Origin of the sequence: Agrobacterium sp. ICMP 6402, assembly GCF_009498615.1 — a bacterium.
Lineage (GTDB): Bacteria > Pseudomonadota > Alphaproteobacteria > Rhizobiales > Rhizobiaceae > Agrobacterium > Agrobacterium burrii.
Map to the genome: position 1 here is coordinate 39,381 of NZ_QSNV01000012.1, position 23,634 is coordinate 63,014.

25 protein-coding genes are annotated in these 23,634 nt (G+C 59.0%); 8 read left to right on the forward strand and 17 right to left on the reverse strand.

Going from position 1 to position 23,634, the window contains the following annotated elements; genetic code table 11:
- Positions 1-346: 346 nt before the first annotated feature.
- From DXT96_RS23475 to DXT96_RS23525, 13 genes are all read right to left on the reverse strand, one after another.
- Positions 347-634 (reverse strand): hypothetical protein, encoded by a 288-nt coding sequence (locus DXT96_RS23475; RefSeq protein ID WP_153516704.1) that lies wholly within the window; start codon positions 632-634, stop codon positions 347-349.
- Between the two features lie 587 nt (positions 635-1,221).
- A complete protein-coding gene (locus DXT96_RS26990; protein ID WP_174374970.1) occupies positions 1,222-1,359 on the reverse strand; it encodes a hypothetical protein in 138 nt (45 codons plus the stop codon).
- Positions 1,360-1,446: 87 nt separating this feature from the next.
- Positions 1,447-1,719, reverse strand: a complete 273-nt coding sequence (locus tag DXT96_RS23480) for a hypothetical protein (RefSeq protein WP_149901448.1) — start codon at positions 1,717-1,719, stop codon at positions 1,447-1,449.
- Between the two features lie 146 nt (positions 1,720-1,865).
- Positions 1,866-2,081 (reverse strand): hypothetical protein, encoded by a 216-nt coding sequence (locus tag DXT96_RS23485; RefSeq protein ID WP_149901447.1) that lies wholly within the window; start codon positions 2,079-2,081, stop codon positions 1,866-1,868.
- 34 nt (positions 2,082-2,115) lie between these two features.
- Positions 2,116-2,352: a 30S ribosomal protein S21 gene (rpsU, locus tag DXT96_RS23490; RefSeq protein ID WP_046800410.1), complete on the reverse strand. Its 237-nt coding sequence runs from the start codon at positions 2,350-2,352 to the stop codon at positions 2,116-2,118.
- Between the two features lie 27 nt (positions 2,353-2,379).
- Positions 2,380-2,667 (reverse strand): cold-shock protein, encoded by a 288-nt coding sequence (locus DXT96_RS23495; protein ID WP_149901446.1) that lies wholly within the window; start codon positions 2,665-2,667, stop codon positions 2,380-2,382.
- A gap of 104 nt (positions 2,668-2,771) precedes the next feature.
- Positions 2,772-2,981 carry a cold-shock protein gene (locus tag DXT96_RS23500; RefSeq protein ID WP_046800412.1) on the reverse strand — a complete coding sequence of 70 codons (210 nt, stop codon included), beginning with the start codon at positions 2,979-2,981 and terminating at the stop codon, positions 2,772-2,774.
- A gap of 266 nt (positions 2,982-3,247) precedes the next feature.
- Positions 3,248-3,421 (reverse strand): hypothetical protein, encoded by a 174-nt coding sequence (locus DXT96_RS26995; RefSeq protein ID WP_194287727.1) that lies wholly within the window; start codon positions 3,419-3,421, stop codon positions 3,248-3,250.
- 334 nt (positions 3,422-3,755) lie between these two features.
- A complete protein-coding gene (locus DXT96_RS23505) occupies positions 3,756-4,991 on the reverse strand; it encodes a Gfo/Idh/MocA family protein (RefSeq protein WP_153516705.1) in 1,236 nt (411 codons plus the stop codon).
- Positions 4,992-5,010: 19 nt separating this feature from the next.
- Positions 5,011-5,832, reverse strand: a complete 822-nt coding sequence (locus DXT96_RS23510) for a sugar phosphate isomerase/epimerase (protein WP_153516706.1) — start codon at positions 5,830-5,832, stop codon at positions 5,011-5,013.
- A gap of 24 nt (positions 5,833-5,856) precedes the next feature.
- A complete protein-coding gene (locus DXT96_RS23515) occupies positions 5,857-7,020 on the reverse strand; it encodes a dihydrodipicolinate synthase family protein (RefSeq protein ID WP_371418982.1) in 1,164 nt (387 codons plus the stop codon).
- A gap of 10 nt (positions 7,021-7,030) precedes the next feature.
- Positions 7,031-8,173, reverse strand: a complete 1,143-nt coding sequence (locus tag DXT96_RS23520) for a Gfo/Idh/MocA family protein (RefSeq protein ID WP_188356149.1) — start codon at positions 8,171-8,173, stop codon at positions 7,031-7,033.
- 246 nt (positions 8,174-8,419) lie between these two features.
- Positions 8,420-9,118, reverse strand: coding sequence for a TetR/AcrR family transcriptional regulator (locus DXT96_RS23525; protein ID WP_153516707.1), 699 nt, complete (start codon positions 9,116-9,118; stop codon positions 8,420-8,422).
- A 118-nt stretch (positions 9,119-9,236) separates the two neighbouring features.
- On the opposite strand from DXT96_RS23525, the gene DXT96_RS23530 reads away from it, so the two are divergent.
- The 4 genes from DXT96_RS23530 (at position 9,237) to DXT96_RS23545 (ending at position 13,505) form a co-directional block, all read left to right on the forward strand.
- On the forward strand, positions 9,237-10,526 hold the full coding sequence (locus DXT96_RS23530) for an ABC transporter substrate-binding protein (RefSeq protein ID WP_153516708.1): 1,290 nt from the start codon (positions 9,237-9,239) through the stop codon (positions 10,524-10,526).
- Positions 10,527-10,607: 81 nt separating this feature from the next.
- Entirely contained in the window at positions 10,608-11,486 is an 879-nt protein-coding gene (locus tag DXT96_RS23535; protein ID WP_149901489.1) for a carbohydrate ABC transporter permease, read from the forward strand.
- On the forward strand, positions 11,479-12,354 hold the full coding sequence (locus DXT96_RS23540) for a carbohydrate ABC transporter permease (protein WP_063949899.1): 876 nt from the start codon (positions 11,479-11,481) through the stop codon (positions 12,352-12,354). The genes DXT96_RS23535 and DXT96_RS23540 overlap by 8 nt, the downstream gene beginning before the upstream one ends.
- A 77-nt stretch (positions 12,355-12,431) precedes the next feature.
- Positions 12,432-13,505 (forward strand): ABC transporter ATP-binding protein, encoded by a 1,074-nt coding sequence (locus DXT96_RS23545; protein ID WP_149901440.1) that lies wholly within the window; start codon positions 12,432-12,434, stop codon positions 13,503-13,505.
- A 174-nt stretch (positions 13,506-13,679) separates the two neighbouring features.
- On the opposite strand, the gene DXT96_RS23550 is transcribed toward DXT96_RS23545, so the two are convergent.
- From DXT96_RS23550 to DXT96_RS23565, 4 genes are read right to left on the reverse strand one after another with little or no spacing between them, the layout of a single operon-like run.
- Positions 13,680-14,462: a sugar phosphate isomerase/epimerase gene (locus DXT96_RS23550; RefSeq protein WP_153516709.1), complete on the reverse strand. Its 783-nt coding sequence runs from the start codon at positions 14,460-14,462 to the stop codon at positions 13,680-13,682.
- A complete protein-coding gene (locus DXT96_RS23555) occupies positions 14,459-15,475 on the reverse strand; it encodes a hydroxyacid dehydrogenase (protein ID WP_153516710.1) in 1,017 nt (338 codons plus the stop codon). Before DXT96_RS23555 ends, DXT96_RS23550 begins: the two co-directional genes overlap by 4 nt.
- Entirely contained in the window at positions 15,472-17,349 is a 1,878-nt protein-coding gene (locus tag DXT96_RS23560) for a DUF2264 domain-containing protein (protein ID WP_153516711.1), read from the reverse strand. Before DXT96_RS23560 ends, DXT96_RS23555 begins: the two co-directional genes overlap by 4 nt.
- Positions 17,342-18,403: a LacI family DNA-binding transcriptional regulator gene (locus tag DXT96_RS23565; protein WP_153516712.1), complete on the reverse strand. Its 1,062-nt coding sequence runs from the start codon at positions 18,401-18,403 to the stop codon at positions 17,342-17,344. The genes DXT96_RS23560 and DXT96_RS23565 overlap by 8 nt, the downstream gene beginning before the upstream one ends.
- 111 nt (positions 18,404-18,514) lie before the next feature.
- On the opposite strand from DXT96_RS23565, the gene DXT96_RS23570 reads away from it, so the two are divergent.
- The 4 genes from DXT96_RS23570 (at position 18,515) to DXT96_RS23585 (ending at position 23,611) form a co-directional block, all read left to right on the forward strand.
- On the forward strand, positions 18,515-19,807 hold the full coding sequence (locus tag DXT96_RS23570) for an ABC transporter substrate-binding protein (protein WP_153516713.1): 1,293 nt from the start codon (positions 18,515-18,517) through the stop codon (positions 19,805-19,807).
- Between the two features lie 160 nt (positions 19,808-19,967).
- Complete coding sequence (locus DXT96_RS23575; RefSeq protein WP_149901434.1) at positions 19,968-20,897, forward strand: transcriptional regulator; 930 nt, start codon at positions 19,968-19,970, stop codon at positions 20,895-20,897.
- A gap of 121 nt (positions 20,898-21,018) precedes the next feature.
- On the forward strand, positions 21,019-22,530 hold the full coding sequence (locus DXT96_RS23580; RefSeq protein ID WP_153516714.1) for an alpha-N-arabinofuranosidase: 1,512 nt from the start codon (positions 21,019-21,021) through the stop codon (positions 22,528-22,530).
- Positions 22,531-22,537: 7 nt separating this feature from the next.
- Positions 22,538-23,611, forward strand: coding sequence for an ABC transporter ATP-binding protein (locus DXT96_RS23585; protein WP_153516715.1), 1,074 nt, complete (start codon positions 22,538-22,540; stop codon positions 23,609-23,611).
- Positions 23,612-23,634 lie beyond the last annotated feature (23 nt).

The following is a 23,634-nucleotide window of genomic DNA, read 5'->3' on the forward strand; positions in this document are numbered from 1 at the left end:
AAGATCGGAGCCGTCAGTATGAACGCTGCGACGAGGCTGATGATCGTCAGTTTCGCCGCTCGCATACGCCGCATCCTGCGGCCGCTCCAGTCATACGTCATACTCCACCCTCCACGCAGACGCAAAACTTGCCGATATGAAACCCGGTTCAGACATTGCCGCAAGCCAGTCGTGGCTCTGCAATATCCGATGCTGCAATTCCATACGGGGAGCGTCCCGTATTGCGCTAGAACGCATTCAGGACGCTCCATTTCAGTGTTGCCTGATATATGGCATTTGCCAAGCCGTTATTTTCATCGGTGATTTTGAAGATTGCTCTTCATGTAAGGCACGAGGGGGCATTTCCTCACCGATAGAGCGGCGGCAGGCCCTGGATCGCGTAACGCGGCAGCGGTTTCCACGCCTTCACACGTTCATGTTTGTGAGTGCCGAACAGAAACAGCATTTCCTCGGAAAGATCGTCCGGGTCGGTCAGTCCGTCCTGAAACAGCTGGATCACCTTGCGGGCCGCATTGTTATAAAGAAGGGCTTCATCATCTATGAGGTGGCGGTCATAACCGAGACCTTCGAGCACCGATTGAAGCATTTTCAGGTCTCGTGATGAGATGATGCAATTGTCGCATGTGGAAGACATGACGTCCTCCTTTCTGTGGAGTACACAAAGCCGGAGCGCCAAGCGTCCGCCGGGACGCTGTGGAGGGACGCTTCAACGTTTTGAAACGACGGGCTTTTCCAAAGAAAACCGTTTCCGGTGTCCCGGCCGATGCCGCCGTGCATGTCGTGTAAATTTGCGAAACGGTCCTGTCGGTCAACGACATGCGCAGGACGGGGGCTTGCGGACGGCATAACAGCCTGACGGCGGTAACGCCCATTGATTACCGATGAATAAGCGTGCGCCCTTTGCGGGCGATAGGCAAGTTAATTCGGCTGGTGGTCGCCCGTTCGGAGATATTTGTAATCTGTAATCTTCGGCATTGCGGGCAACAAAAAAGGCCGGGGCAATATTGCACCGACCTTCCTCATATCGCTTTCAACACCAGTGCCAGTACATCCGTGGTCAAAAGTCTAAAGCGACTAAAACAACTGCGAACGACAATTTCATTCGCGCTCACCAGCAGCTGCTATATGAGCTATATAGGTGGGCAATGTGGCCAAAACAAGTCCGGAAGCTAAAAGGATGTTTTACCCTCTATAATCTGCCGGCGGCCAGCTCAAACCCTGTTATTTCTTCTTGCCATCCGCCGTCGTGGCGTTTGCGAACTTGACCTGCGAACCGGTCGGTGCTGCCTCTGCGGCTTTGGTCTTGTCCTTCTTCGGTTTGCGGACTTCCTTGTTGCTGCGCAATTGACCCTTGGCCATGGTGTTCTCCTCGTGTTGAAGCGGTATGTGATGTAACGCGTGAGCATGGTCGCTCAAGGCGGACAGGGGGCGGAACCGGTTTCACCCTCAGGGCGAAGGTGGTCCCGTGAGTGAATGTTTCCCGAAGGACAGGGTCGAGTTGGACAGGCGGATGCGGCCCGCGGGAACGGCTCTCTTCAACACGTCGGTCTGGACGCCAAAATCGGGAAAGACCGAAAAGCAGGTATCGCGATCCTGGCGAACGGCCGTTTCTTCAGCAGCGTTCAGAAGCAGGCGCAGCGATGCATTTTCCCGGTACCCCGCTCCGCCGGTGCGGACGAGGTTGCGTGAAAGGCTTGGTGCATAAAACTCGGAAGACATGACGTCCTCCTTTCGTTTGGGGCGAGGACTGTCTGCCCTCAATCACCAGCGCCCTTCAACAGGTTGCTGACAGGCGAAAGGTGCGCCTGTTGCGTATAAGGTTCAAGAGGTTTTTCGAGTGGACGGCGGCAAAATGCGCAACCGCGCTATTTTTTGCCGGACGGCCTTTTGGCAGGGGTGTGCGGAGTGGCGGCGGTTGCCGCCTCCTGCGCTTCGCGAAGCTGGCGAAGCCGTTCCGTCTTGCGCGCGCGCTGGTCGGATTCGGCAGTGATAATCTGTCTTGCCGCCTTGTCCGTCATCGACGCCTTATCCTGAGAGGACAGTTTTTCGGGTTTGAAAACAGCCTCTTTTGGTTCGGTCATGACGTTCTCCTTTGCGGGAAGGCAGGATTAGCGGTTAGCGGGTGCGGGCAGCCTTTTTAGGAGCCGGCAGCAGTCCCTCGCGCTGCATCTTTTTTCTCGCCAGCTTGCGGTGGCGGCGCACGGCTTCGGCTTCTTCACGAACGCGCTTTGCCGACGGCTTTTCGTAAGCTTCGCGGGCACGCATTTCGCGGAAAATACCTTCGCGCTGCATTCTCTTCTTCAAGACGCGAAGCGCTTGCTCGACATTGTTATCTCTGACGATGACCTGCAAAATATCTCCTTAAAGCAGCCGTTGCTGCTATTTTCTGATTTTGATCGTGTTCGAGTTGATCCAGCTGGATCCCGAAGCACGCGGTGCTGAACTTTCCGCATCCATTACTCGAGATGAGGACGAAGCGGTATCGATTTCATCGGATGCAATGTTCCGTTCGAAGTTCTCGTTCTGAAAACGAACCCTGAAACGAACCAGACCCTGTGTTTCCGGCAGAACCATGACGATCCGGCCGGGACCGCTGGGCTGATTGCCGCCAAGGACGCCCGCCTTGAGGACAATCGCATCGCCGGTGCGGTAAAGATTTTTGCGCATGAGGGCCTCCCATGGCCAAAAAAAGTAAAAGGCCGGGCGTAACCCGACCTCTCAGAATCATTTCGCGCCGCTGCCGTGTTGACGCCAGCGGCGCGAATGAAAAATCAGGCAGCGCGCAGATTGTCGGCGGAGCTTTTGCCCGAGCGACGGTCCTGAACGATGTCGTAGGTGACCTTCTGGCCGTCATTCAGCGAACGCAGACCTGCGCGCTCAACTGCGGAGATGTGAACGAAAACGTCCGTGCCGCCGTTGTCAGGCTGAATGAAGCCGAAGCCCTTGGTGGCGTTGAACCACTTTACAGTACCAGTGTTCATAACGATTTCCTTTCGTAGCAATCGTTGTGGTTCCCGCGATACCTTGCGGGATTGGATCGATTATTTGAGAGGAAATCCAACGAGAGCACAGGGCTGGAGCGTCGGTCACAAGCAATTGTCGATTGGGCAAATATAGCCGGAATTTTCAATTTTGCAACGTGGGCGCGGTGGAAAATACGTGAGGCCATCTTAGTATTTCTTGTAAGTAAGTATTTTACAAACATTTTCCCCGCTGCCTGGCACCCGCGCGCCGCGCAGGATACGTGTCAACCGGCCCCCGGTGAAACATCCTTCGAGTTGTCGCCATCCGGCAGGCTGCCTGCGCCCGGCGTCTTGTCATAATCGGTGAGGGAAGGTTTGGCGTGTGGGCCAGCAGGCGGAATCTCGCTAGCCTTCGAAGGGCCTTTTTCGTCGGTTTGCGGCTTTTTTGGCTGCGTCATGGCGTGTTCTCCTTTGGAAAGAAAACGCCGGGAGAAGCGCGAGGTTCCGCTGCCGCGCATGGTTGTGCGCAGGTGGTAAGCCTTCAGCGGCGGGATCGCGGTTTTTTCTCGTCCCTGTTCATATCGCGTCCCACCCATTTGAAGAAAACAAAGAGGCTGGCGCCGATGATGATAAGCGGAACGAAGGATTCAAAACTGGACATAATTCACTCTTTCTTCCCCCGGCCATCATCTTACCGGGATGGAAGAAGCGCGTAATCTGCGGAATATCGTCCGTTCTTTTTGCCAATTGCAGCGTGCGGCCCGCTATCGAAGGGGCCGCGCGCCGAAGATTCTACAGCGGCAGAGATTTCACGGCCTCAGAGCCGCCCTCACGGGCGCTCTTCAGCGCCGCCACACCACAGAGAACCGACATGGCGCCGGCGCGTGAGCCGGCCCGCTGCCGTAGCCGGTCGTTCGAGCCGGGCTTGAAGATCATGTCGCGCATGCGGTTGTCGCCGCCATAATGGCCGCCCGGCTCATGCGGCACCCAGATGCGTTCGACGCCGCCGCCAAAGCTTTTCACGACAAGGATTTCGTCGGCGGGCGGTTCCGTCCAGGGCTGCTTTTCATATTGGCGCATTTCGATTCGGCCTTTATGGCCGTTGAAGGCAATGTGATGACCCTCGATCGGCATATAGGTGTTGAGCGAATAGGACACCTGCACGCCGCTGGCATAACGGATCGAGGCGCTCATCGTATCAGGAATATCGATCTCCTCGCGGAAGACACAGGCATCGCGCATATAACCGTCGATGCTCGAAGGGTCTTCATAAAGCGCATCGAGAAAGGGATCGGCGCCGAGATCCATGAAATAATCGCACTCATCCTTGTGCGGACAGGTGCGACAGCGCGTTCCGCGGAACGGGCCGTTCTTGCCGTAATGCAGCAATTGCCCGAAACCCTTCACTTCCACGGGGTCGGAATCGAGATACCAGTTCAGAAGATCGAAATGGTGCGTGGCCTTGTGGACGAACAGGCTGCCGGAATGTTCGGTGAAGGCGTGCCAGCGGCGGAAGTAGTCCGCGCCGTGCTGGTTATCCAGATACCAGTGAAAATCGACCGACGTGACGGTGCCGATCGCGCCGTCATCGATCAATTCCTTGATTCGCGCGGCCGTCGGCGAGAAACGGTAATTGAAGGACACATCGACGCGCCGGCCGCTTTTGGCCTCCGCGGCGCGAATGCGGTCGATCTTTTCCGGGGTGGTGGTCATCGGTTTTTCACTGATGACATCGGCACCGCCCTCCAGGGCGCGGATGATGATGTCGTCATGGGTGTCATCAGGCGTGCAGACGATGACCAGTTCCGGTTTCTGCTCCAGCATCATGCGGTCGAAATCGTCGTAAAGCGGTGCAGTCGATCCCATCATGGCGCGGGCGCGTTCGGCGCGCATCAGGTTCAGGTCGCAAATGCCGACCAGCTCGACATAATCGCTCCAGCCGGCCAGAAGTTCGCGGCCCCACATGGTGGTGCCGCGATTGCCGGTGCCGACCAGCGCATAACGTTTGCGTTTCACCCTTTCAGGCATTGTCTCTCTCCCGGATATCTCAACAAACAGTCTTGAAACGCTCGACCACGGTGGACAGAACCTCGTCCATCGGGCGTGCCTGCCAGCGATGCGAAAAAATCTCCACTTCCTGCGGACCATGGAAGCCGGCGGCCTCGATCATGGCGCGAAATGCCTTCAGGTCAATGACGCCGTCGCCCATCATGCCGCGATCATTGAGCGGATCGGTGGTCGGCACCAGCCAGTCGCAGATGTGGTGCGCCAATATCTGCCCGTTCCTGCCGGCGCGCGCCACCTGTTCCTCCAGTTCCGGGTCCCACCAGACATGGTAGACGTCGATGGCGACGCCGGTGCCGGCGCCTAGCCGGTCGCAGAGATCGAGCGACTGTTTCAGCGTGTTGAAACAGGCCCGCTCGGCCGCATAGAAAGGATGCAGCGGTTCGATAGCGAGCGGCACGCCGGCGGCCCGCGCATAGGGCAGTAGCTCGGCCATGCCGTCCTCCACCATCTGCCGCGCGCCTTTGAGGTCACGCGAGCCGGCGGGCAGGCCACCCACGACAAGCACGAGGCAATCGGCCTTCATGGCGGCGGCTTCATCGACGGCGCGTTTATTGTCCTCGATTGCCAGACGGCGGCCTTCCGCGTCGGGAGCGGGAAAAAAGCCGCCACGGCAATGGCCGGAGAGGCGGATGCCGTTCTGCTCAACGATGCGCGCGGCTTGCGCAAGGCCGATACCGTGCACCTGCTCGCGCCAGGGCGAAATGGTGGTGATTCCCTGCGCAAGGCAGGCATCGACAATGGCGTCGAAGGAGCCGCCCTGACGCACGGTGGCGAAATTGATGGAAAGGCCTTCAAGGCTCATCTCTGTATCTCCCCTTGTTCTGCGTCAGTCGATGCCGCGGACGGCCAGAAACGCCTTCATGCGGTGCGTCGCCAAATCCGTTTCGGCAAGCACATTGGCCTTGTCCGCCAGCCGGAAAAGCTCGGCGAAATGCTGCGTGGACCGGGTGCTTTCCTGCCCGCCGACCATGGTGAAATGCTCCTGCAACCCGTTGAGATAGGCGAGGAACACCACGCCGGTCTTGTAGAAGCGGGTCGGGGCCTTGAAGATATGGCGTGAGAGCGCCACCGTCGGCTCCAGAATATCGAAGAATTCATTGTCCGCGCCACGCTTCAGGCTGGCCAGCGCCTTGGAGGCCGCCGGCGCAATGGCGTCGAAAATGCCGAGCAGAGCGTCCGAATGGCCCTGTTCGTCACCGGCGATCAGTTCGGCATAATTGAAGTCGTCGCCGGTATACATGCGCACACCAGCCGGCAGGCGGCGGCGCATGGCGATTTCCTTTTCCTTGGAAAGAAGCGAAATCTTGATGCCGTCGATCTTGTCGGCATTCTCCTCGATCATGGCAAGGCAGGTTTCCATGGCCTGCATGTGGTCGCCGGAACCCCAGTAGCCCTCGAGCGCCGGGTCGAACATTTCGCCCAGCCAGTGGATCACCACTTTCTGCTCGGCGCGGGAAAGCACCTTGGCGTAAGCCTTGAGATAATCATCCCGGGAACGGGCAGCAGCGGCCAGCGCGCGGCTCGCCATCAGGATTACCCGCCCGCCTTCTCCCTGAACAAAATCAAGCTGTTCCAGATAAGAGTCGGTAATCTGGTTTAGATCGTAACCGCCGCCATTCAGATGATCGGTGCCGACGCCGCAGGCAATCAGCGCATCCTTGCGGGTCGCTGCTTCCTTCAGCGAACGGGAGATCAGTTCCTGCGCCTGTGGCCATGCCAGCCCCATGCCGCGTTGTGCGGTATCCATCGCCTCGGCGACACCGAGGCCGAGGTCCCACAGGCGGTGACGGAAGCGCAGGGTTGCGTCCCAGTCGATGGCGGGCGTCAGCCACGGGTCGTTATCGGCAAACGGATCGGCCACCACATGGGCGGCGGCGAAAGCGACGCGGTTGAAATCCGCAGCACTTCGTTTTTCAACGGCGACCGGCGTGCCGGACAGCCGGTAGACCTCGATACTGCGGTCGTCTTTCGGAAGCTTGAGTTCGCTCACGTCAGCCTCCTCAGGAAATAGCGGGAACGTCGAGCCAGCGGCGTTCCTTCCACGATCTCAACCCCAGCTCGGCAAGCTGCACGCCCTTCACACCTTCCATCAGGCCATAGGGCCATGGGTCATTGTCGACGAGGTGGCGCACGAACATTTCCCATTGCGCCTTGAAGCCGTTGTCATAGGTGACGTTGTCAGGAACCTCCTGCCAGGTCTTGTAGAAATCGATGGTTTGCGGCTGGTCGGGGTTCCACACCGGCTTCGGCGTGTTGGTGCGATGCTGGGTAAAGCATTTGGTCAGGCCCGCCACCGCCGAACCATGGGTGCCATCCACCTGAAAGGTGACGAGATCATCGCGGCGCACCCGCACGGCCCATGAGGAGTTGATGTGGGCGATGGCGCCGCCTTCCAGCTCGAAGGTGGCATAGGCCGCATCGTCCGCATCCGCCTTATAGGCTTTGCCCTGTTCGTCGAAACGTTCCGGGATATGGGTCGCGCCAAGGCAGCTCACCGATTTCACCGGGCCAAAGAGGTTGTCGAGCACATAACGCCAGTGGCACAGCATATCGAGAATGATGCCGCCGCCATCCTTCAGGCGGTAATTCCACGAGGGACGTTGCGCCGGCTGCCAGTCGCCCTCGAACACCCAGTAACCGAACTCGCCGCGCACCGAGAGGATTTTGCCGAAAAAGCCGCTGTCGCGCAGCATGGCGAGCTTGCGAAGGCCCGGCAGGAACAGTTTGTCCTGCACCACGCCGTGTTTGATGCCGGCACTTTCGGCGAGCCGGGCAATCGCCAGCGCCTCTTCCATGGTGTCGGAAATGGGTTTCTCGCAATAGACGTTCTTTCCGGCCTTGATGGCCTTCTCCAAAAGGCTGCCGCGCATCTGCGTGGTGCCGGCATCGAAGAACAGCGTGTCATCAGGGTTCGCCAAAGCAGCATCGATATCGGTCGTCCAGCGGGCGACATTATGCTTCCTGGCGATTTCCTCGATCTTCGCGCCGTTGCGGCCGACCAGAATGGGGTCGAGCATGACCCTTTCGCCGTTCTTCAAAAGCACGCCGCCCTGATCGCGAATAGCGAGAACGGAGCGAACGAGATGCTGATTGTAGCCCATGCGGCCGGTGATGCCGTGCATGATGACGCCGATACGTTTCATGAATTTCCTCCCAAGGCGGCTCTCTCCCGAAAGGCCGCTTCCGTCAAACATGGCAATTTGTAACCATTTGGTTATTTGTGGTCGTGAAGGATGCGATCTGTCAAGGTGTTTTTGGCGGACAAAATTCAAATTTCGAGAGGGGCCGCAGCAAGGTGTTTCCACCGCGCCGCAAAAGAAAACGACGCGCTTCGCGGATGCGAATAGCGCGTCGTAGCTGTTGTTAAATGAGAATTCGGTTCTGCCGGCTCAGACTGGCCGCACTGCAGCAAGCAGCGTGTTGACGATGTGCTGGCCCCAGCGTTCCAGTTCGGCTGGGTCGGTCAGGTCGCGCTGGAAGATCGTCGACAGCGTAAACCGGTTCGAAAGATAGAATGCGCCGAGCGACGCGATGGTCAGATAAACGTCGATCGGATCCAGACCATCGCGGAATTCGCCGGTGTCGCGACCGCGCCGCAGCACCTCTTCAAGCTCCGAAATGAAATTTGAATGCATGGCCGCAATCGTCGGAGATTGCCTGAGATAGCGGGCTTTGTTGAGGTTTTCGGTCGCAAGGATGCTCAGGAATTCGGGGTGGTCGAGAAAATAATGCCAAGTGAAAAGCGCAAGCTCCCGCAACCCCTCCGAAGGCGGCTTGCGGGTGAGGTCGAGTCGCCCTTCGGTGTGACGGATATGGCGATAGGCGTCTTCCAGAACGGCAAGATAAAGCGCATCCTTGTCGCCGAAATAATGGTAGATCATCCGCTTATTGGTGCCGGCGCGGCGGGCGACGACGTCTATCCGTGCGCCCGCCAGCCCCTTGGCGGCCACCTCGCGGCGAGCGGCTTCAAGGATGGCGGCCCTGGTTCTTTCCGGGTTTCGAACCTGTGCGGTGGCGCGTTTGCGCTTGGGGGCAGGCGTTTTCTCAGGAGCCGGATCGGGCTGATGGTTTTTTGTCGTTTCTTCCATTTCAGCACCCGCTTGACAATGTTTGCGATCAGTGTTCCCATGTAACCAATTAGTTATAAAACGGCAAGTGTCGTTTGCACTCATCATCAATTTGGCAGTCAATAGGGAGGAGTTGCCAATGTCCGTGATGCTTCACAGGAGAAGTGTGCTTTCAGCGGGGCTTGCGGCCCTTTCACTAGCAACATTGGGGGGCGGTTCAGCGCAGGCTCAGGCCGCGCGGCTGCGGATGTTGTGGTGGGGATCGCAGGAACGCGCCGATCGCACCAATAAGGCGATAGCCGCCTATAGGCAGGCCAAACCAGATCTCGACATTGCCGGTGAGTTTGCCGGCTGGAGTGATTATTGGCCGCGCCTTGCGACGCAGGTGGCCGGCCGCAATGCGCCTGACCTGATTCAGATGGATTATCGTTACATCTTCGAATATGGCCGTCGCGGCGCGCTGGCGCCGCTGGACGATTATATCGGCAAGGGCCTGAAAATCGAGGACTTCGGCAAGATGAACATCGATTCCGGTCGGGTCGATGGCAAGCTTTACGGCATCAACCTCGGGGTCAATTCCAGCGCTGTCTTCTTCGACAAGGCGGCCTGGGAAAAATCCGGCGCGACACCGCCGTCAACCGGACAGACCTGGGAAGAGTTTGCCGAAAACGCCGCCAAGCTCAGCAAGAACAAGCCGAAGCCCGGTTATTACGCCACGGCCGATGCCAGCGGCGTGGAGCCGAGCTTCGAAAACTGGCTGCGCCAGAACGGCAAATCGCTCTACACGCAGGATGGCGGCATCGGCTTCGACCCGACGGATGCGACCAAGTGGTTCACGCTCTGGGCGGATCTGCGCAAGAGCGGCGCCTGTGTGCCGGCCGATGTGCAGGCGCTCGACCAGCTCAATATCGAAACCAACCCGCTGACGACGGGCAAGGCAGCAACTGCATTTGCCCATTCCAACCAGTTCGTCGGTTATCAGAAGCTCAACAAGGCGAAACTTGCCATAAGCTCCTATCCGAAGAGCACGAAGGATGGCCCTTCCGGCCATTATCTGAAACCTTCCATGCTCATCAGTGTCGCCAATGGCAGCGCCGGCATCGAGCAGGCGGTTGGGTTCATCAACTTCCTCGTTGCTGAGCCACAGGGCATCGACATCCTGGGCGTCGAACGCGGCGTTCCGGCCTCGGAATCCATGCGTAACGCGCTTACCCCCAAGCTCGACGAGGTCAGCAAGAGCATGGTGGAATATATTGCCGAGATTACCCCCGGTGTCGGCGATCTGCCGCCGGCGCCACCTCCGGGTGCGGGCGAATTCGCCTTCGTGCTCAAGCGCACGGCGGAGGAAGTTGGCTTCGGCAAGATTTCGCCGGATGAGGGCGGTGACCGTCTCGTCAAGGAATCTGAAACCGTTATCAAACGGAAGTGATGGCGTATGGCATTTCGATCTGAAACTCTTGTGGGGGAGAGCCGTGGCGTGGCTCTCCCGAAACGGGGCGGCGCAAGGCGGATGTTCGATCGCAACATCCACGCCTACCTGTTTCTTCTGCCCTGGCTGATTGGCTTCTTCGGCCTCACGCTGGGCCCGGCGCTCGCGTCGCTTTATCTGTCCTTCACCAATTATGACCTGTTGCAGTCGCCGGACTGGGTGGGGGCGGCAAACTATGTGCGCATCGCCACCGATGATCCGAAATTTGCAGCCGCCATGCAGGTGACCTTTACCTATGTGCTGCTGTCGGTGCCGCTGAAGCTCATCTTCGCGTTGCTGGTGGCGCTTGCCTTCAATCGCGGCATCAAGGGTTTGACGCTCTACCGGGCGATCTTCTATCTGCCGTCGCTGCTTGGCTCCAGTGTGGCGATTGCGGTACTCTGGCGCCAGCTTTTCGCCTCTGACGGTCTCGTCAACATGATCCTGTGGCAGGCTTTCGGTTATGAAGGGCCGAGCTGGATTTCCAATCCGGATTATTCGATCTACACGCTGGTCATCCTGTCCGTCTGGCAGTTCGGCTCGCCGATGATCATCTTCCTCGCGGGTCTCAGACAAATCCCGCAGGATATGTATGAAGCTGCCGAAATCGATGGTGCAGGCAAGATGCGGCAGTTCTTCCGCATTACCCTGCCGCTTCTGACGCCGGTTATCTTCTTCAACGCGGTGATCCAGACGATCGACGCCTTCAAGGCCTTCACGCCCGCCTTCATCATTTCCGAAGGCACCGGCGGGCCGATCAACTCGACGCTGTTCTACACGCTCTACCTCTATCAGGAAGCCTTTGGTTTCTTCCGCATGGGCTATGCCTCGGCGCTTGCCTGGATTTTGGTGATCATCATCTCGCTGTTCACGGCCTTCTCGTTCCTCAGCGCGAAATACTGGGTGCATTACGATGACTGACGCTGTTACCGCTCCCCGGCCGGGACAAGGCCCGCAACGCTCGCCGCTGAAATCGGTGATGCTCCACACCGCGCTGATCATCGCTTCCTTTGCGATGCTCTATCCGATCCTGTGGATGATTTCAGGTTCTTTCCGGCCGCAGGATGAGCTGTTTGGTTCTTCCTCGCTCATTCCCTCGTCGGTCGATATCGGCGGATATATTCGCGGCTGGACCGGGCTGCAGGTGAGTTTCGGGCAGTTCTTCTGGAACTCCTTCTTCATCTCGGTGCTCGCCACCATAGGGAACGTGGTCGGCTGCTCGCTAACCGCCTTTGCTTTCGCCCGGCTTCGGTTCGGCGGGCGCAATTTCTGGTTCGCGCTGATGCTCGGCACCTTGATGTTGCCCTATCACGTCGTGCTCATACCGCAATATATCCTGTTTCTGGAAATGGGCTGGGTGAACACCTCGCTGCCGCTGATCGTGCCGAAGTACCTCGCGACGGACGCTTTCTTCATCTTCCTGATGGTGCAGTTCTTCCGCGGTATCCCGCGTGAACTGGACGAGGCGGCTGTCATGGATGGCTGCTCGCCCTTCCGCATCTACTGGAAGATCATGTTGCCCCTGTCGCTGCCTGTTCTGGCGACGGCCGCTATCTTTTCCTTCATCTGGACCTGGGACGATTTCTTCGGGCCGTTGATCTATCTGAACGACATCAACACCTACACCGTGCAGCTCGGCCTCAGATCCTTCGTGGATTCCACCGGCAGCTCGGACTGGACCTCGCTTTTCGCCATGTCCAACCTGTCACTGGTGCCGGTCTTCCTGTTCTTCCTGTTTTTCCAGCGGCTGCTGATCGAAGGCATCGCCACGACGGGAATGAAACGCTGAACCGAGAAAACATTTTATAAGACCATCAACACTGTCGCGGCTGCCCTTTGCGCGGCGCGACAGTCGGGAGAAACAGCATGGCAAGCAGCATTACTCTGGAAAAAATCGTCAAGCGGTTCGGCGCTTTTCCGGTCATCCACGGCATCGATCTCAAGATCGAACCCGGCGAATTCACCGTTTTCGTCGGTCCTTCAGGCTGCGGCAAATCCACGCTTTTGCGCATGATCGCCGGTCTGGAGGAAATCTCCGGAGGCGACGTTCGTATCGATGGCGAGAGGGTCAACGAGACCGCCGCCTCCAAGCGCGGCATCGCCATGGTCTTCCAGTCCTATGCCCTTTATCCGCATATGAGCGTTTACAAGAACCTTGCCTTCGGGCTGGAAACCGCGGGTTACAAAAAACCGGAAGTCGAGGCGCGGGTGCAGAAGGCCGCCGATATCCTGCAGATCGGCCCGCTGTTGCAGCGCAAGCCGAAGGCGCTTTCCGGCGGCCAGCGCCAGCGTGTCGCCATTGGCCGGGCCATCGTGCGCGAACCGAAAATCTTCCTTTTCGATGAGCCACTTTCCAACCTCGATGCCGAACTGCGCGTGCAGATGCGCGTCGAAATCGCCAAGCTGCACCAGACGCTCGGCAGCACCATGATCTATGTGACGCATGACCAGGTGGAAGCCATGACCATGGCCGACAAGATCGTCGTCCTGCGTGACGGCCGCATCATGCAGGTCGGACGTCCGCTCGATCTCTACAATAATCCCGCCAACCAGTTCGTGGCCGGTTTCATCGGCTCGCCGAAGATGAACTTTCTCTCGGCGAAGGTCGCCTCAGGCGACAGTTCCAACCGCACCATCGAGGTGGCCGGCCAGCGCATCGTGCTGGAAAAACCAGTTGCGGCCGGCGAAGGCGAACCACTGACCTTCGGTGTGCGCCCCGAACATGTGAACCCGCAGGCGCAATCCTCGCTCGGCGAAGCTTCCATCCAACTCGTGGAACATCTCGGCGGCTCGACAGTGGTTTACACCAGCACCCCCGACGGCCAACCGGCCACCGTGCTGCTGGACGGCCAGCGTCAAATCCGTATCGGCGAGACCATTCCCTTTGCGTTTGATCTGGCCAAGACGCATCTGTTCGGGGCGGATGGGCGGCGGATATGAGAACGAGTGGGTGGCAGCTATCTCACCATAGGGCGGCTAACGAAGTCCGCAAAGCTTGCGTTCGTCATCCTCGGGCTTGTCCCGAGGATCTGCAACGTGTTGATTTTGTTCAACGTGATTAGATCCCCGGCACAGGGCCGAGGATGACGTCGCATGTGAGGTTGAAGTCGTGCACTAATCGGTGTGACCGGCGAGGATTTCGCTGAGCGTCACCGCATCTTCCGCAAATTGGCCGATGTCATCACCCTTGACGAATTCCAGCATCGCATAAGCCGGTTTTGTCCATTCGCTCTCCGGCAACGCCTCGACACACGACCGCCAATAATCCGCGCGCTCGGCAAGCGGCAGGCGGCTGGTGTCGGCAAGCCATGCGAAGACGTGCAGATGGCAGATGCGTGAGCCGATTTTCGATATTTCAGCGAGAGCCTTTTCGAGCGGCAGTCCCGGTGCCGGCTGCCAGTAGAAAAAGAGATTGGGCGCGGCCAAATCCTGCGTCAGTTGCAGGGCCGAGTGCAGGGTGTCTGTCAGTGAATTGGGGTGGTATTCGAGGCCGATCGTCATGCCGTAATCTTGCGCCCGGCGGGCAATCTCTGCCAGCGCCTCGGTGGCCCTGCGGCGCTCGGCGGGAGAGTAATCCGTGGAGGGCCGTTTGCGTTGGCCCGGCCAGATACGGATATGGCCGGTGCCGAGAGCTTTGGCGGTTTCGAGAACGGCGGTCAAATCTTGCCGCGTAAAATCCGGCGCGAAGATGTAGGAGCCGTACGAAGAGACGGTCAGGCCCGCTTTAGCGGTCCGCTCGGCCACATCCCTTGCGTTTTCGAGATCGCCTGACGGCGCATGGATATCCGCGCCCCACTCGATTGCCTTGATGCCGTTCGCGACGGCAAGGTCGATGACGGCCTGTGGCGACAGGGAGCGGAAGGTGACAGAGCAGAGGCCGGGCTCGAAAATTCTCATGCGATCAGTTCCAGATGTTCCGGCCGTATCTGCTGTTCAAGTGCCGCGCCCTGACAGAAGCGTTCGATTTCCGCGATTGCCATGTCGCCCAGCCTGGCGCGTTCGAGGCCCACGGCGCCGGCGATGTGCGGCGTCAGGAAGACGTTGGGCAGGCTGTAGAAGGCAGAGTCCGGCGGCGGCACTTCCGGATCGGTCACATCGATGACGGCTTCGATACGCCCGGTTTTCAGTTCCGCCAACAGCGCCTCTTCATCGACGAGCGCACCGCGTGCCGTGTTGATCAGGGTTGCGCCGTCCTTCATCCGGGCGAGCGCTTCCACGCCGATCATATGCCGGGTCTGCGGCAGCGACGGCGCGTGCAGCGAAATGACGTCGCTCATCGCCATCAGCGCATCAAGCGTTACCAGTCGCACACCGAGGCGCTCCGCCTCCGCTGCGCTCAAAAACGGGTCGAAAAGGATGATGTCGAGATCGAAGGGTTTCAGCAGATTGATGACCCGACGCCCGATGCGCGACGCGCCGACCACCCCGACCGTCCGTCCGAGATTGCCGATGGCCTGCGATTGCAGGTGGTCGACGTTTTTCCGCCCGCGGTCTTTTCCATAAAACCGTCGGAAGCTGAATACGCGCTTGCCGGCAAGCAGGATCATCGCCTGCGTAAATTCGGCGACCGGCTGCGCATTGGCCTCCGCCGCACTGCAAACGGTGATGCCGCGCTCAAAGACCGCCTGCGAGAGGAAATATTTCACCGTGCCGGCGGCATGGGAAATCAGCTTGAGCCTTGGCATCAACGCCAGCTCCCGTGCGCCGATATCGGGACAGCCCCAGCCGGTCAGGAGAATATCCGTCCGTTCCAGCTGGTCTTTTACCGATGGATCGTGAAAGTCGCAGATCCGGTTGATATCGATGATATCGACGCTCTGCGACAGCCTTTCTAACGCCTGTGGTGTCAGCACATGCTGCGTCCGCTCCGGGTCCATGGCAAGGCTGAGACGCGGAAGCGGGCTCGTCATCGTGGCTCTCCCGTCGCCGCCATGCTGCTGACCGGGACGCCGCGTTCCGCAAACAGGCGGTCGAGCGCCCTGATGTCCGGGAGCGCTGGAACGGCTGCCAGGGCTTTTTTGCTTTCAGGCCCGGTCAATCCCGCAAAGACGGCGCAGGCAAGCAGAGTTTCGCCGGCTGGAATGTCCCCGCGCAATTGCGGCACCGTGGTTTTGGCATTGACGAGGTTGGTATTGGGTAGCGCCTTCAGTGCGACGCCTTGGCGGGATATGACAGAGCCGAGATCGATGATCGCGGAAATGTCGGTGCCGCAATCCGCCGTCGCCCGGCCGGCCGTCTCGGTTACGGCATCCCTGTCGCCGTCATTGCGATTGATGGCGAAACCGCCTTCGGTCACGGAAAGCGGCCGGGCGGAGGTGATCCGATGCAGCCGGATGTGCCAGTCGCCGGCGGCAACCAGCGTCGTTTCAACCGCAACGTTGGGGAACGGTTTCCATGTCGCCCGCAGATTGTCCCCGGCCAGCAGAACCTTTTCGTTGGTTTCGCGCACGCGGTAATGCAAACCGTCATCAGAGAAGGCCAGCATATTGTCAAAACCATTGGTCTTGAAGCCGCGCTCATCCACTTCCACACCAAAACCATAACGGGAGGAATAGGCGAATTTGGCATATTTCTCCGACCCACCGCGCATGGAGAGGGTTTCCTGTCCGCTGGAAAGTGCCGTTACGTTGCCTTTGGTCCGCATCATCACCATGCCGGGATGAATGAGCGGCCGTGGTTTGGTGGAGGTTTCAGGCAGCTTTTCTTCCGCCTGCCAGAAGGGGTGATTTTCCGGCAAGGCGAGCGGCAGGAAGGCCTTGAAGGCCCAATAGGGCGAACCGGCTGAATTATAACTTTCCGACATGGTCAACTGCGGGTAGGCGTAACCGATGGAGAGAACGCCGTCGCGATCGGCGATCGGCTTTTGCGCCCACCAGCGCAGATGCTGCAGATAAAGCCCCTTGATCTCGCCCCAGGGCAGGGCTTCTTCATCGGCAAAGGCAAGGCCGGCCCAGAAGCCACCACAGGCGAAACGATAGGTCATGGACCGGCCGAAGGCGAGCGCGCCACCATCCTCATCGAACCAGCTGGCAAAATCGCCGGCAAACAGGCGGGCGCGTTCGCGGTAACGTTCGGCACAAGCATCATCAGGCTTGCTGAGTTTGGCGTAGATCAGGCCGTAAAAATGCATGGCGAAGGCGATATAGTGGTCGATGCGGCGATAATCGCCGTCCCGATACCAGCCGTCGGCAATGTAGAAGCCGTCCAGCTCCGCCTGGAAGGTGTCCGTCAGGCTGCGGTCGAAATCTACGCCCAGATGATCGAGCGCCATGTCGACCATCACCCGGAAGAACTTCCAGTTGTTGTCGGCATAATTGCGCTCGCGGGCGGTGAGCAGATAGCGGCGGACATTGTCCTTCTGCGCGTCGGAAAGGGGTTCCCAAAGATGTTGTGGCGCAAGCCTAAGGGCGAAGCCCAGAGCTGCAAGTTCCACCAGCCGCTGATCCTTCTGGCGCACGTCGCCCCAATAATCGGGATGGGCGGGATCGGTGCCGTTGGCGATACCTTTTGCCAGAAGCGGCCAATGGTCGAACGTATCGCCACTGAGCGCCAGCGGCGCGATGCCCCAGAGCGGCCGGGCAAATCCTTCCAGATCGGCCGCTGCCCGGTCAAAATGCGCGGCAGTGCCGCTGAGCGTCACCCTTGCGCCGCTCTCTGAAAAATAGGGCAGGAGCGGTGCGAAACTGTCATCCAGCGCCTTTCTGACATCGGCGCGGGTTTTAAGCGGATTGCCGTAGAGCGGATTGAAACGGGTCATCGGATCATTGTTTGCCGCATCATGCATGACGTATCGCCTTTCCCGTCTTTTTCGCCTGTCCGGCGGTCTCTCCTTCCACCAGCTGCACGCCCAGCTGAACCTGCCGGGCATTGGCGGAAGGTTCCGTCAGCCGGCGGCGCATCAGTTCCACCGCCTCGCGGGCGATTTCACGGCGGTCGACGCGGATGGTGCTGAGGCGCGGGGTGGAGAGTTCGGCAAAGGGCAGATCATCGAAGCCGATGATGGAAAGATCATCCGGCACGCCAAGGCCAAGCTCCTGCGCTGCCCCCAGCGCGCCGAGCGCAATGGCATCATTCATGCAGAAAATGCCTGTCAGGTCAGGGTTTTTGGCCAGTAGCTGGCGAACCGCATCGCCCGCCTGTCCAAAGCCGCTATCCACCGTCGTCAGCAGGAATTCCTCATAAATGGCTCCCTGTTCGAGGATGGTGTGGCGGAAGCCGCGCATGCGCTCGCGTATGGTGTGACGGTGGTGCGGGCCGATATAGGCGACCTTGCGGTGGCCGAGTTCCAGAAGCCGCCGCGCCGCCATCGCGCCGCCGTAAAAGTTGGAGGGCGAAACGCAATCCAGCGTCATCGAAGGGTCGGCGCTGTTGACCAGAACCGGCTGCAGCACACCCTGGGTAATGCGATGGATGATCTCCTCTTCGGGGTCGAGACCGATGGCAAGAAGGCCATCCGCTTCGCAGACCCGCTGCGTCAGGGCGTCATCCACCTGTTTCTGGTGCAGCAGTCGGATATCGAGTTCAAACCCGTCCGTCTGGGCGAGGCTGCGCAGCATGTCGAAAATGTCGTGATAAAAAGCGCCGATATCGCCGGTTGCCCGTTCGGCGGACATCAGGGCGAGAACCTTTTTGCCCTCCAGCGGCACGCCGCCAGTCTGGCTGGTGACCGGTCGCAGCGGATAACCAAGTTCCGCCGCAACCCCCAAAACCTTGGTCTGGATCGAAGCGCTGATGCCTTTTTCCCCGGCGAGAACACGAGAGACGGTGCTGATGGAGACGCCGGCGCGCTGGGCGATATCCGACTGGCGCGGGCGGCTGATGTCGGGCGTATCGTTCATGTCGTCTCCTGCGCTTGCAAAAAAATCTAATATGATGCAAATATTGCAAATACAGAAAATTTGCAAGAATTAAGTAGTCAGTGAAAAATTTGCAAAACGCGGGAGGAGCAGATGCAAACTATCGATAGACGTGGATTTTTGGTGACGGCGGCGCTGGCCGGTCTTGGGGTCGCGGCGGGCGGTTTTCGCGCGCTGGCGGCAGAGACCCGGCTTCGTTGCGTGTGGTGGGGATCAGCCGATCGCAACAAACGCACCAATGATGTGATCGCCCTTTACCAGAAGGCCGATCCGCAGACGGTGGTCAGCGGCGAAATGATCGCCGGCTCCGACTATTGGACCAAGCTTGCGACCTCAATGGCCGGACGCAATGTCGCCGATATCTTCCAGTTGGAACCATCCACCATCGCCGATTATTCCGGCCGTGGCGCCTGCATGGAACTGGACAAGTTCGTCGGTTCGTCGCTTGATCTTTCCAACTTCGGCAAAAGCGAGATCGATCTGTGCCGCATTGACGGCAAGCTCTACGGCGTCGGTCTCGGGCTGAACTCCTTCTGCATGATGTATGATGCCGAAGCGCTGAAGGAAGCCGGCGTTTCCATGCCGGAAGGGCAGATCACCTGGACGGCGCTGGCGGAACTAGCGCGCGATTTCAAGAAAAACGGTCCGGCGCGGCGCAATTATTGGGCCATTCCCTATGGTGCGCGTTATCATTATGTCTTCGATGTCTGGCTTCGCCAGCGCGGCAAGCTGCTGTTTCAGGATGGCACCATCGGCTTCAACAAGGAAGACGCCAAGGAATGGTTCGCCTATTGGGAAAAGCTGCGCGAGGAAAAGCTCTGCGTTTCCGCCGATATTCAGACGCGTGATGACAATACCATCGAATCCAACGCCTTGACGCTGGGCAATTCCGCCACGGGTTTTGCCTATTCCAACCAGCTTGTGGGTTATCAGGCGCTCAACAAGAAAACGCTGTCCATCGGCATGCTGCCGGGTGAGGGGGCTGGCAAGCCGACCGGGCATTATTACCGGCCGGGGCTTATCTGGTGCATATCGTCCACCTCGACCAATCCGGAAGCGGCGGCGAAGTTCATCAACTTCTTCGTCAACGATCTGGAAGCCGGCAAGGTTCTCGGCGTGGAACGCGGCGTGCCGCCGGCGAAGAAGGTGCGTGAGGCGGTGTTGCCGAGCCTCAACGATACCGAGCGAAAGACGGTGGACTACATCGAAAGCCTGTCCGGAAAGACCGATGCCTATCCGGAACCCGCCCCGATCGGAGCCAACGAGTTCGACCGTGGTGTGATGCGCCCCATCGCCGACTCACTCGCCTTTGGCCGCGCCAGCGTGGATGAAGCGGCGCAGAATCTTGTCGACACCGGCACGCGGACCCTGCGCAAGCGCGGTTGACGACAAAAGGGGCATCGCCACGTGGCCTCAAAGCTGCGTGGCGATGCCTTTTTCATGCCTTTAACCTTCAGATATGCCTGAACGATAAACAACACTGGACAAGTATAGGGTATTTAAGCCAGAAATCCTGATCTGGATCGATAAATCTGAAGATTAGAGAATGGCCCCCAATTTCCTCCTGGTTGATGCTGAAAAAGAATTCGATGTCCTGAAAGCGGCCGCATCGTTGATCCGCGTGCAGATATTGAAGCTGCTGCATGAGACGAGCGGTCTGAATGTCAACGAGATCGCGCAGCGACTGGAGTTACCCCAGTCCACCGTTTCCGCCGGCGTGGCGGTTCTTGAAGAAGCCGGGTTGCTGCGAACCGAGACGCGCAAGGCGCGCAAGGGCAGCCAGAAAATCTGCTTCGCCACCTGCGATGAACTCATCGTATCGTTCCGAAAACCCGAGACGCCGGCCGCCTCCAATTACATTGCGGTGGCCATGCCGCTTGGTCTCTATACGCAGAGTTCGGTAACGGCACCCTGCGGCATCTGTTCGCCTGATGGTATTATCGGGCTTCTCGATGTGCCCGATACGTTCATGGACCCTGATCGTATGAAGACGGCGCTCTTATGGTTGACGTCGGGCTTCGTGGAATATCAATTCCCCAATAATGCCAAGATTCAAGGCCGAAACGTCGAGGAAATCGAGTTTTCGATGGAGGTCAGTTCCGAGGTGCCGGGAACGCACAGCAACTGGCCATCGGACATAACCCTCTCCGTCAATGGCAGGGAAATCGGCGTGTGGACCTCGCCGGGTGACTTCGGTGACAAGCGGGGTGTGTATACGCCCGATTGGTGGAAACTCTCCGGTTCCCAATATGGCATGCTCAAAACCTGGCGCATCACCGCGCAGGGAACCTATGTCGACGGCACCCGCATCTCGGATGTGACGCTTGAGGATATCGATCTGGTGAGCCATCGTTCCATCCGGCTGCGCATCGAGGTCAAGGCCGACGCGAAACATCCGGGCGGGCTGAATATCTTCGGCCGGGGTTTCGGAAATTACGATCAGGACATCGTCCTGCGCCTGCGCACGGCAGACTGAGCATTTCAAATTTTAAAAGTATGATTTTCGCGGTTGACAGGCGCGGATTCCCTCGGCAACTATATTATCAAATATGGTTCATACCATATTTTAAGATATAAATGCGCAGGGAGGAGAGCCTATGAAAGCGCGGGTTTCAGTCCACCGGGATTTCCGGATTGGGCGTATCGACGATCGCCTATATTCCGCCTTCATCGAGCATATGGGGCGGGCGATCTATGGCGGGATTTACGAGCCTGGCCATCCGCAGGCGGATGAGAACGGCTTTCGCCGGGATGTCCTGAAATTTGTGCAGGACCTGAAAATTCCCGCCATCCGTTATCCCGGTGGCAATTTCGTATCGGCCTATCGCTGGGAAGACGGCATTGGTCCCCGCGACAAGCGGCCTATCCGCCTGGACCTTGCCTGGCGGTCGAAGGAAACCAACCAGATTGGCGTCAACGAATTTGCGGACTGGGCCTCAATGGCAGGCATCGAGATGATGCTGGCCGTCAATCTCGGCTCCCGCGGCCTGGATGATGCCCGCAACTTCCTTGAATATGTGAATTTTCCTGGTGGCACCGAACTTAGCGATCTGCGCCGCAGCCACGGCACAGAGAAACCGCATGGCGTGAAGATGTGGTGCCTCGGCAACGAGATGGACGGCCCCTGGCAGATCGGCCACAAGACGGCGGTGGAATATGGCCGGCTGGCCAATGAAACCGCCAAGGCTTTCAAAGGCTTCGACCCGACAATTGAAGCGATTGTTTGCGGCAGTTCCAACGACGGCATGCCGACCTATCCCGAATGGGAACGCGAGGTGCTGGAAGAATGCTACGAGAATGTCGATCATATCTCGCTGCACAAATATTTCGGCAATAACAGCCGCGACACGCTGAATTATTTCGGCAAGATCGAAGAGACCGGTCGTTATATCCAGACGATTGCCGGCGTCATCGACTATGTAAAGGCCAAGAAGCGCGCCAAGAACGATGTCTCCATCTGCTTCGACGAATGGAACGTCTGGTACCATATCCGTGAAGACGACAGCAAACGCATCAAGAGCTGGGACTGGCCGGAAGCGCCGGCGCTGCTGGAAGAGACCTATAATTTCGAGGATGCTCTCTTCGTTGCCGGCCTGCTCAATGAGTTTATTCGCCGCTCAGACCGGGTGCGCATCGCCTGCATCGCCCAGCTCGTCAACGTCATCGCCCCCATCCGCGCGGAAAAGAACGGGCCGGCCTGGCGCCAGACGATCTATTATCCCTATCAGTTCGCCTCGCTTTATGGCCGTGGTGTTGCGCTGAATGTCGCGGTCGATTGCCCGACCTATGATTGCAACGCGGCTGACGACGTCAAATATCTCGATGTCGCGGGCGTGTTCGATGAAAACGAGGGCGTGGTGACGCTGTTTGTCCTCAACCGCCATCTCACCGAGGCGGCAGAGCTCAATGTCAGCCTTACCGGCTTTTCGTCCGCGTCGCTCAGCTTGCATCTTGCGATGGCGGGATATGACCTGCGGGTCGGAAACGGCCCCGACCAGCCCGACCGCGTCGTGCCGGTGCCGGGCAGCGGTGTCGCCGTCGAGGATGGGGCGCTCAAAGGCTCCGTGCCGGCGCTGTCCTATCATGTGCTGCGCCTGAAGGTTCAGTGAGGCGGTCATGGGTGTCCGTCTCAACAATATCGCCAAGTCCTTCGGATCGTTCGCAGCGATCCGGGACGTCTCGATGGAAATCCCGACTGGCAGCTTCGCGGTGTTCGTGGGGCCTTCCGGTTGCGGAAAATCCACCCTGTTGCGCATGATCGCCGGGCTTGAGGAAACCAGTGGCGGCCGTATCGCCATTGACGACCGCGACGTCACAGCGGTCGAACCGGCGGATCGCGGCGTGGCGATGGTCTTCCAGAACTATGCGCTCTATCCGCATCTGACGGTGTTCGAGAACATGGCTTTCAGCCTGCGGCTTGCCCGCCGGCCGAAGGCGGAGGTGAATGAGAGGGTGGGCGAGGCCGCCCGTATCCTGCAGCTCGACGAACATCTGCACAAAAGGCCCTCCCAGCTTTCCGGCGGCCAGAGGCAGCGTGTGGCCATCGGCCGCGCCATCGTGCGACAGCCGAAGGTCTTTCTGTTCGATGAACCCCTGTCCAATCTGGACGCGGAACTGCGTGTCCAGATGCGGCTGGAACTGACACGGCTTCACCGCAAGCTCGGCGCGACCATGATCTATGTCACGCATGATCAGGTGGAGGCGATGACGCTTGCCGACAGGATCTTCGTGCTGAAGGGCGGCATCGTGCAGCAGGCGGGGGCACCGCTCACGCTTTATGACGATCCCGACAATCGTTTCGTGGCGGGCTTCATCGGGTCGCCGGCGATGAATTTCCTGCAGGCCGATGTGGTGGAGCAGCGCGATGGCCGCGTGACGCTGACGCTCGAAGGCGGCGAGCGGCCTCTCGAAGCGCGGTTGTCACAGCCGGTTTCGCCCGGCCAGCGGCTCGAGATCGGCATCAGGCCCGAACATCTGGCGATCACGGATGAAGGCGCCTTGCCTGTCATCGTCGAGGTGGCAGAGGAGCTTGGCGATCTGTCTTACCTCTACACCCGCACCGGGGCGGGAAAGGAGCTTGTCGTGCAGCGGCAGGGCTCCCGGGAGCAGCTGGATGGCCGGTCCGTCTCGCTCAGCGCCTCGCCCGACAGGATTCTGGTTTTCGATAGCGACGGCAAAAGGTTGCGATAGGCGCGAGGAGGCGCCTGTCGATG

Coding starts and splice junctions, on each gene's coding strand:
- DXT96_RS23475 (WP_153516704.1), bottom strand. CDS start 634: ATGTCTTCCACATGCGACAATTGCATCATCTCATCACGAGACCTGAAA.
- DXT96_RS26990 (WP_174374970.1), bottom strand. CDS start 1,359: ATGGCCAAGGGTCAATTGCGCAGCAACAAGGAAGTCCGCAAACCGAAG.
- DXT96_RS23480 (WP_149901448.1), bottom strand. CDS start 1,719: ATGTCTTCCGAGTTTTATGCACCAAGCCTTTCACGCAACCTCGTCCGC.
- DXT96_RS23485 (WP_149901447.1), bottom strand. CDS start 2,081: ATGACCGAACCAAAAGAGGCTGTTTTCAAACCCGAAAAACTGTCCTCT.
- DXT96_RS23495 (WP_149901446.1), bottom strand. CDS start 2,667: ATGCGCAAAAATCTTTACCGCACCGGCGATGCGATTGTCCTCAAGGCG.
- DXT96_RS23500 (WP_046800412.1), bottom strand. CDS start 2,981: ATGAACACTGGTACTGTAAAGTGGTTCAACGCCACCAAGGGCTTCGGC.
- DXT96_RS26995 (WP_194287727.1), bottom strand. CDS start 3,421: ATGACGCAGCCAAAAAAGCCGCAAACCGACGAAAAAGGCCCTTCGAAG.
- DXT96_RS23505 (WP_153516705.1), bottom strand. CDS start 4,991: ATGCCTGAAAGGGTGAAACGCAAACGTTATGCGCTGGTCGGCACCGGC.
- DXT96_RS23510 (WP_153516706.1), bottom strand. CDS start 5,832: ATGAGCCTTGAAGGCCTTTCCATCAATTTCGCCACCGTGCGTCAGGGC.
- DXT96_RS23520 (WP_188356149.1), bottom strand. CDS start 8,173: ATGAAACGTATCGGCGTCATCATGCACGGCATCACCGGCCGCATGGGC.
- DXT96_RS23525 (WP_153516707.1), bottom strand. CDS start 9,118: ATGGAAGAAACGACAAAAAACCATCAGCCCGATCCGGCTCCTGAGAAA.
- DXT96_RS23530 (WP_153516708.1), top strand. CDS start 9,237: ATGTCCGTGATGCTTCACAGGAGAAGTGTGCTTTCAGCGGGGCTTGCG.
- DXT96_RS23535 (WP_149901489.1), top strand. CDS start 10,608: ATGTTCGATCGCAACATCCACGCCTACCTGTTTCTTCTGCCCTGGCTG.
- DXT96_RS23540 (WP_063949899.1), top strand. CDS start 11,479: ATGACTGACGCTGTTACCGCTCCCCGGCCGGGACAAGGCCCGCAACGC.
- DXT96_RS23545 (WP_149901440.1), top strand. CDS start 12,432: ATGGCAAGCAGCATTACTCTGGAAAAAATCGTCAAGCGGTTCGGCGCT.
- DXT96_RS23550 (WP_153516709.1), bottom strand. CDS start 14,462: ATGAGAATTTTCGAGCCCGGCCTCTGCTCTGTCACCTTCCGCTCCCTG.
- DXT96_RS23555 (WP_153516710.1), bottom strand. CDS start 15,475: ATGACGAGCCCGCTTCCGCGTCTCAGCCTTGCCATGGACCCGGAGCGG.
- DXT96_RS23560 (WP_153516711.1), bottom strand. CDS start 17,349: ATGCATGATGCGGCAAACAATGATCCGATGACCCGTTTCAATCCGCTC.
- DXT96_RS23565 (WP_153516712.1), bottom strand. CDS start 18,403: ATGAACGATACGCCCGACATCAGCCGCCCGCGCCAGTCGGATATCGCC.
- DXT96_RS23570 (WP_153516713.1), top strand. CDS start 18,515: ATGCAAACTATCGATAGACGTGGATTTTTGGTGACGGCGGCGCTGGCC.
- DXT96_RS23575 (WP_149901434.1), top strand. CDS start 19,968: ATGGCCCCCAATTTCCTCCTGGTTGATGCTGAAAAAGAATTCGATGTC.
- DXT96_RS23580 (WP_153516714.1), top strand. CDS start 21,019: ATGAAAGCGCGGGTTTCAGTCCACCGGGATTTCCGGATTGGGCGTATC.
- DXT96_RS23585 (WP_153516715.1), top strand. CDS start 22,538: ATGGGTGTCCGTCTCAACAATATCGCCAAGTCCTTCGGATCGTTCGCA.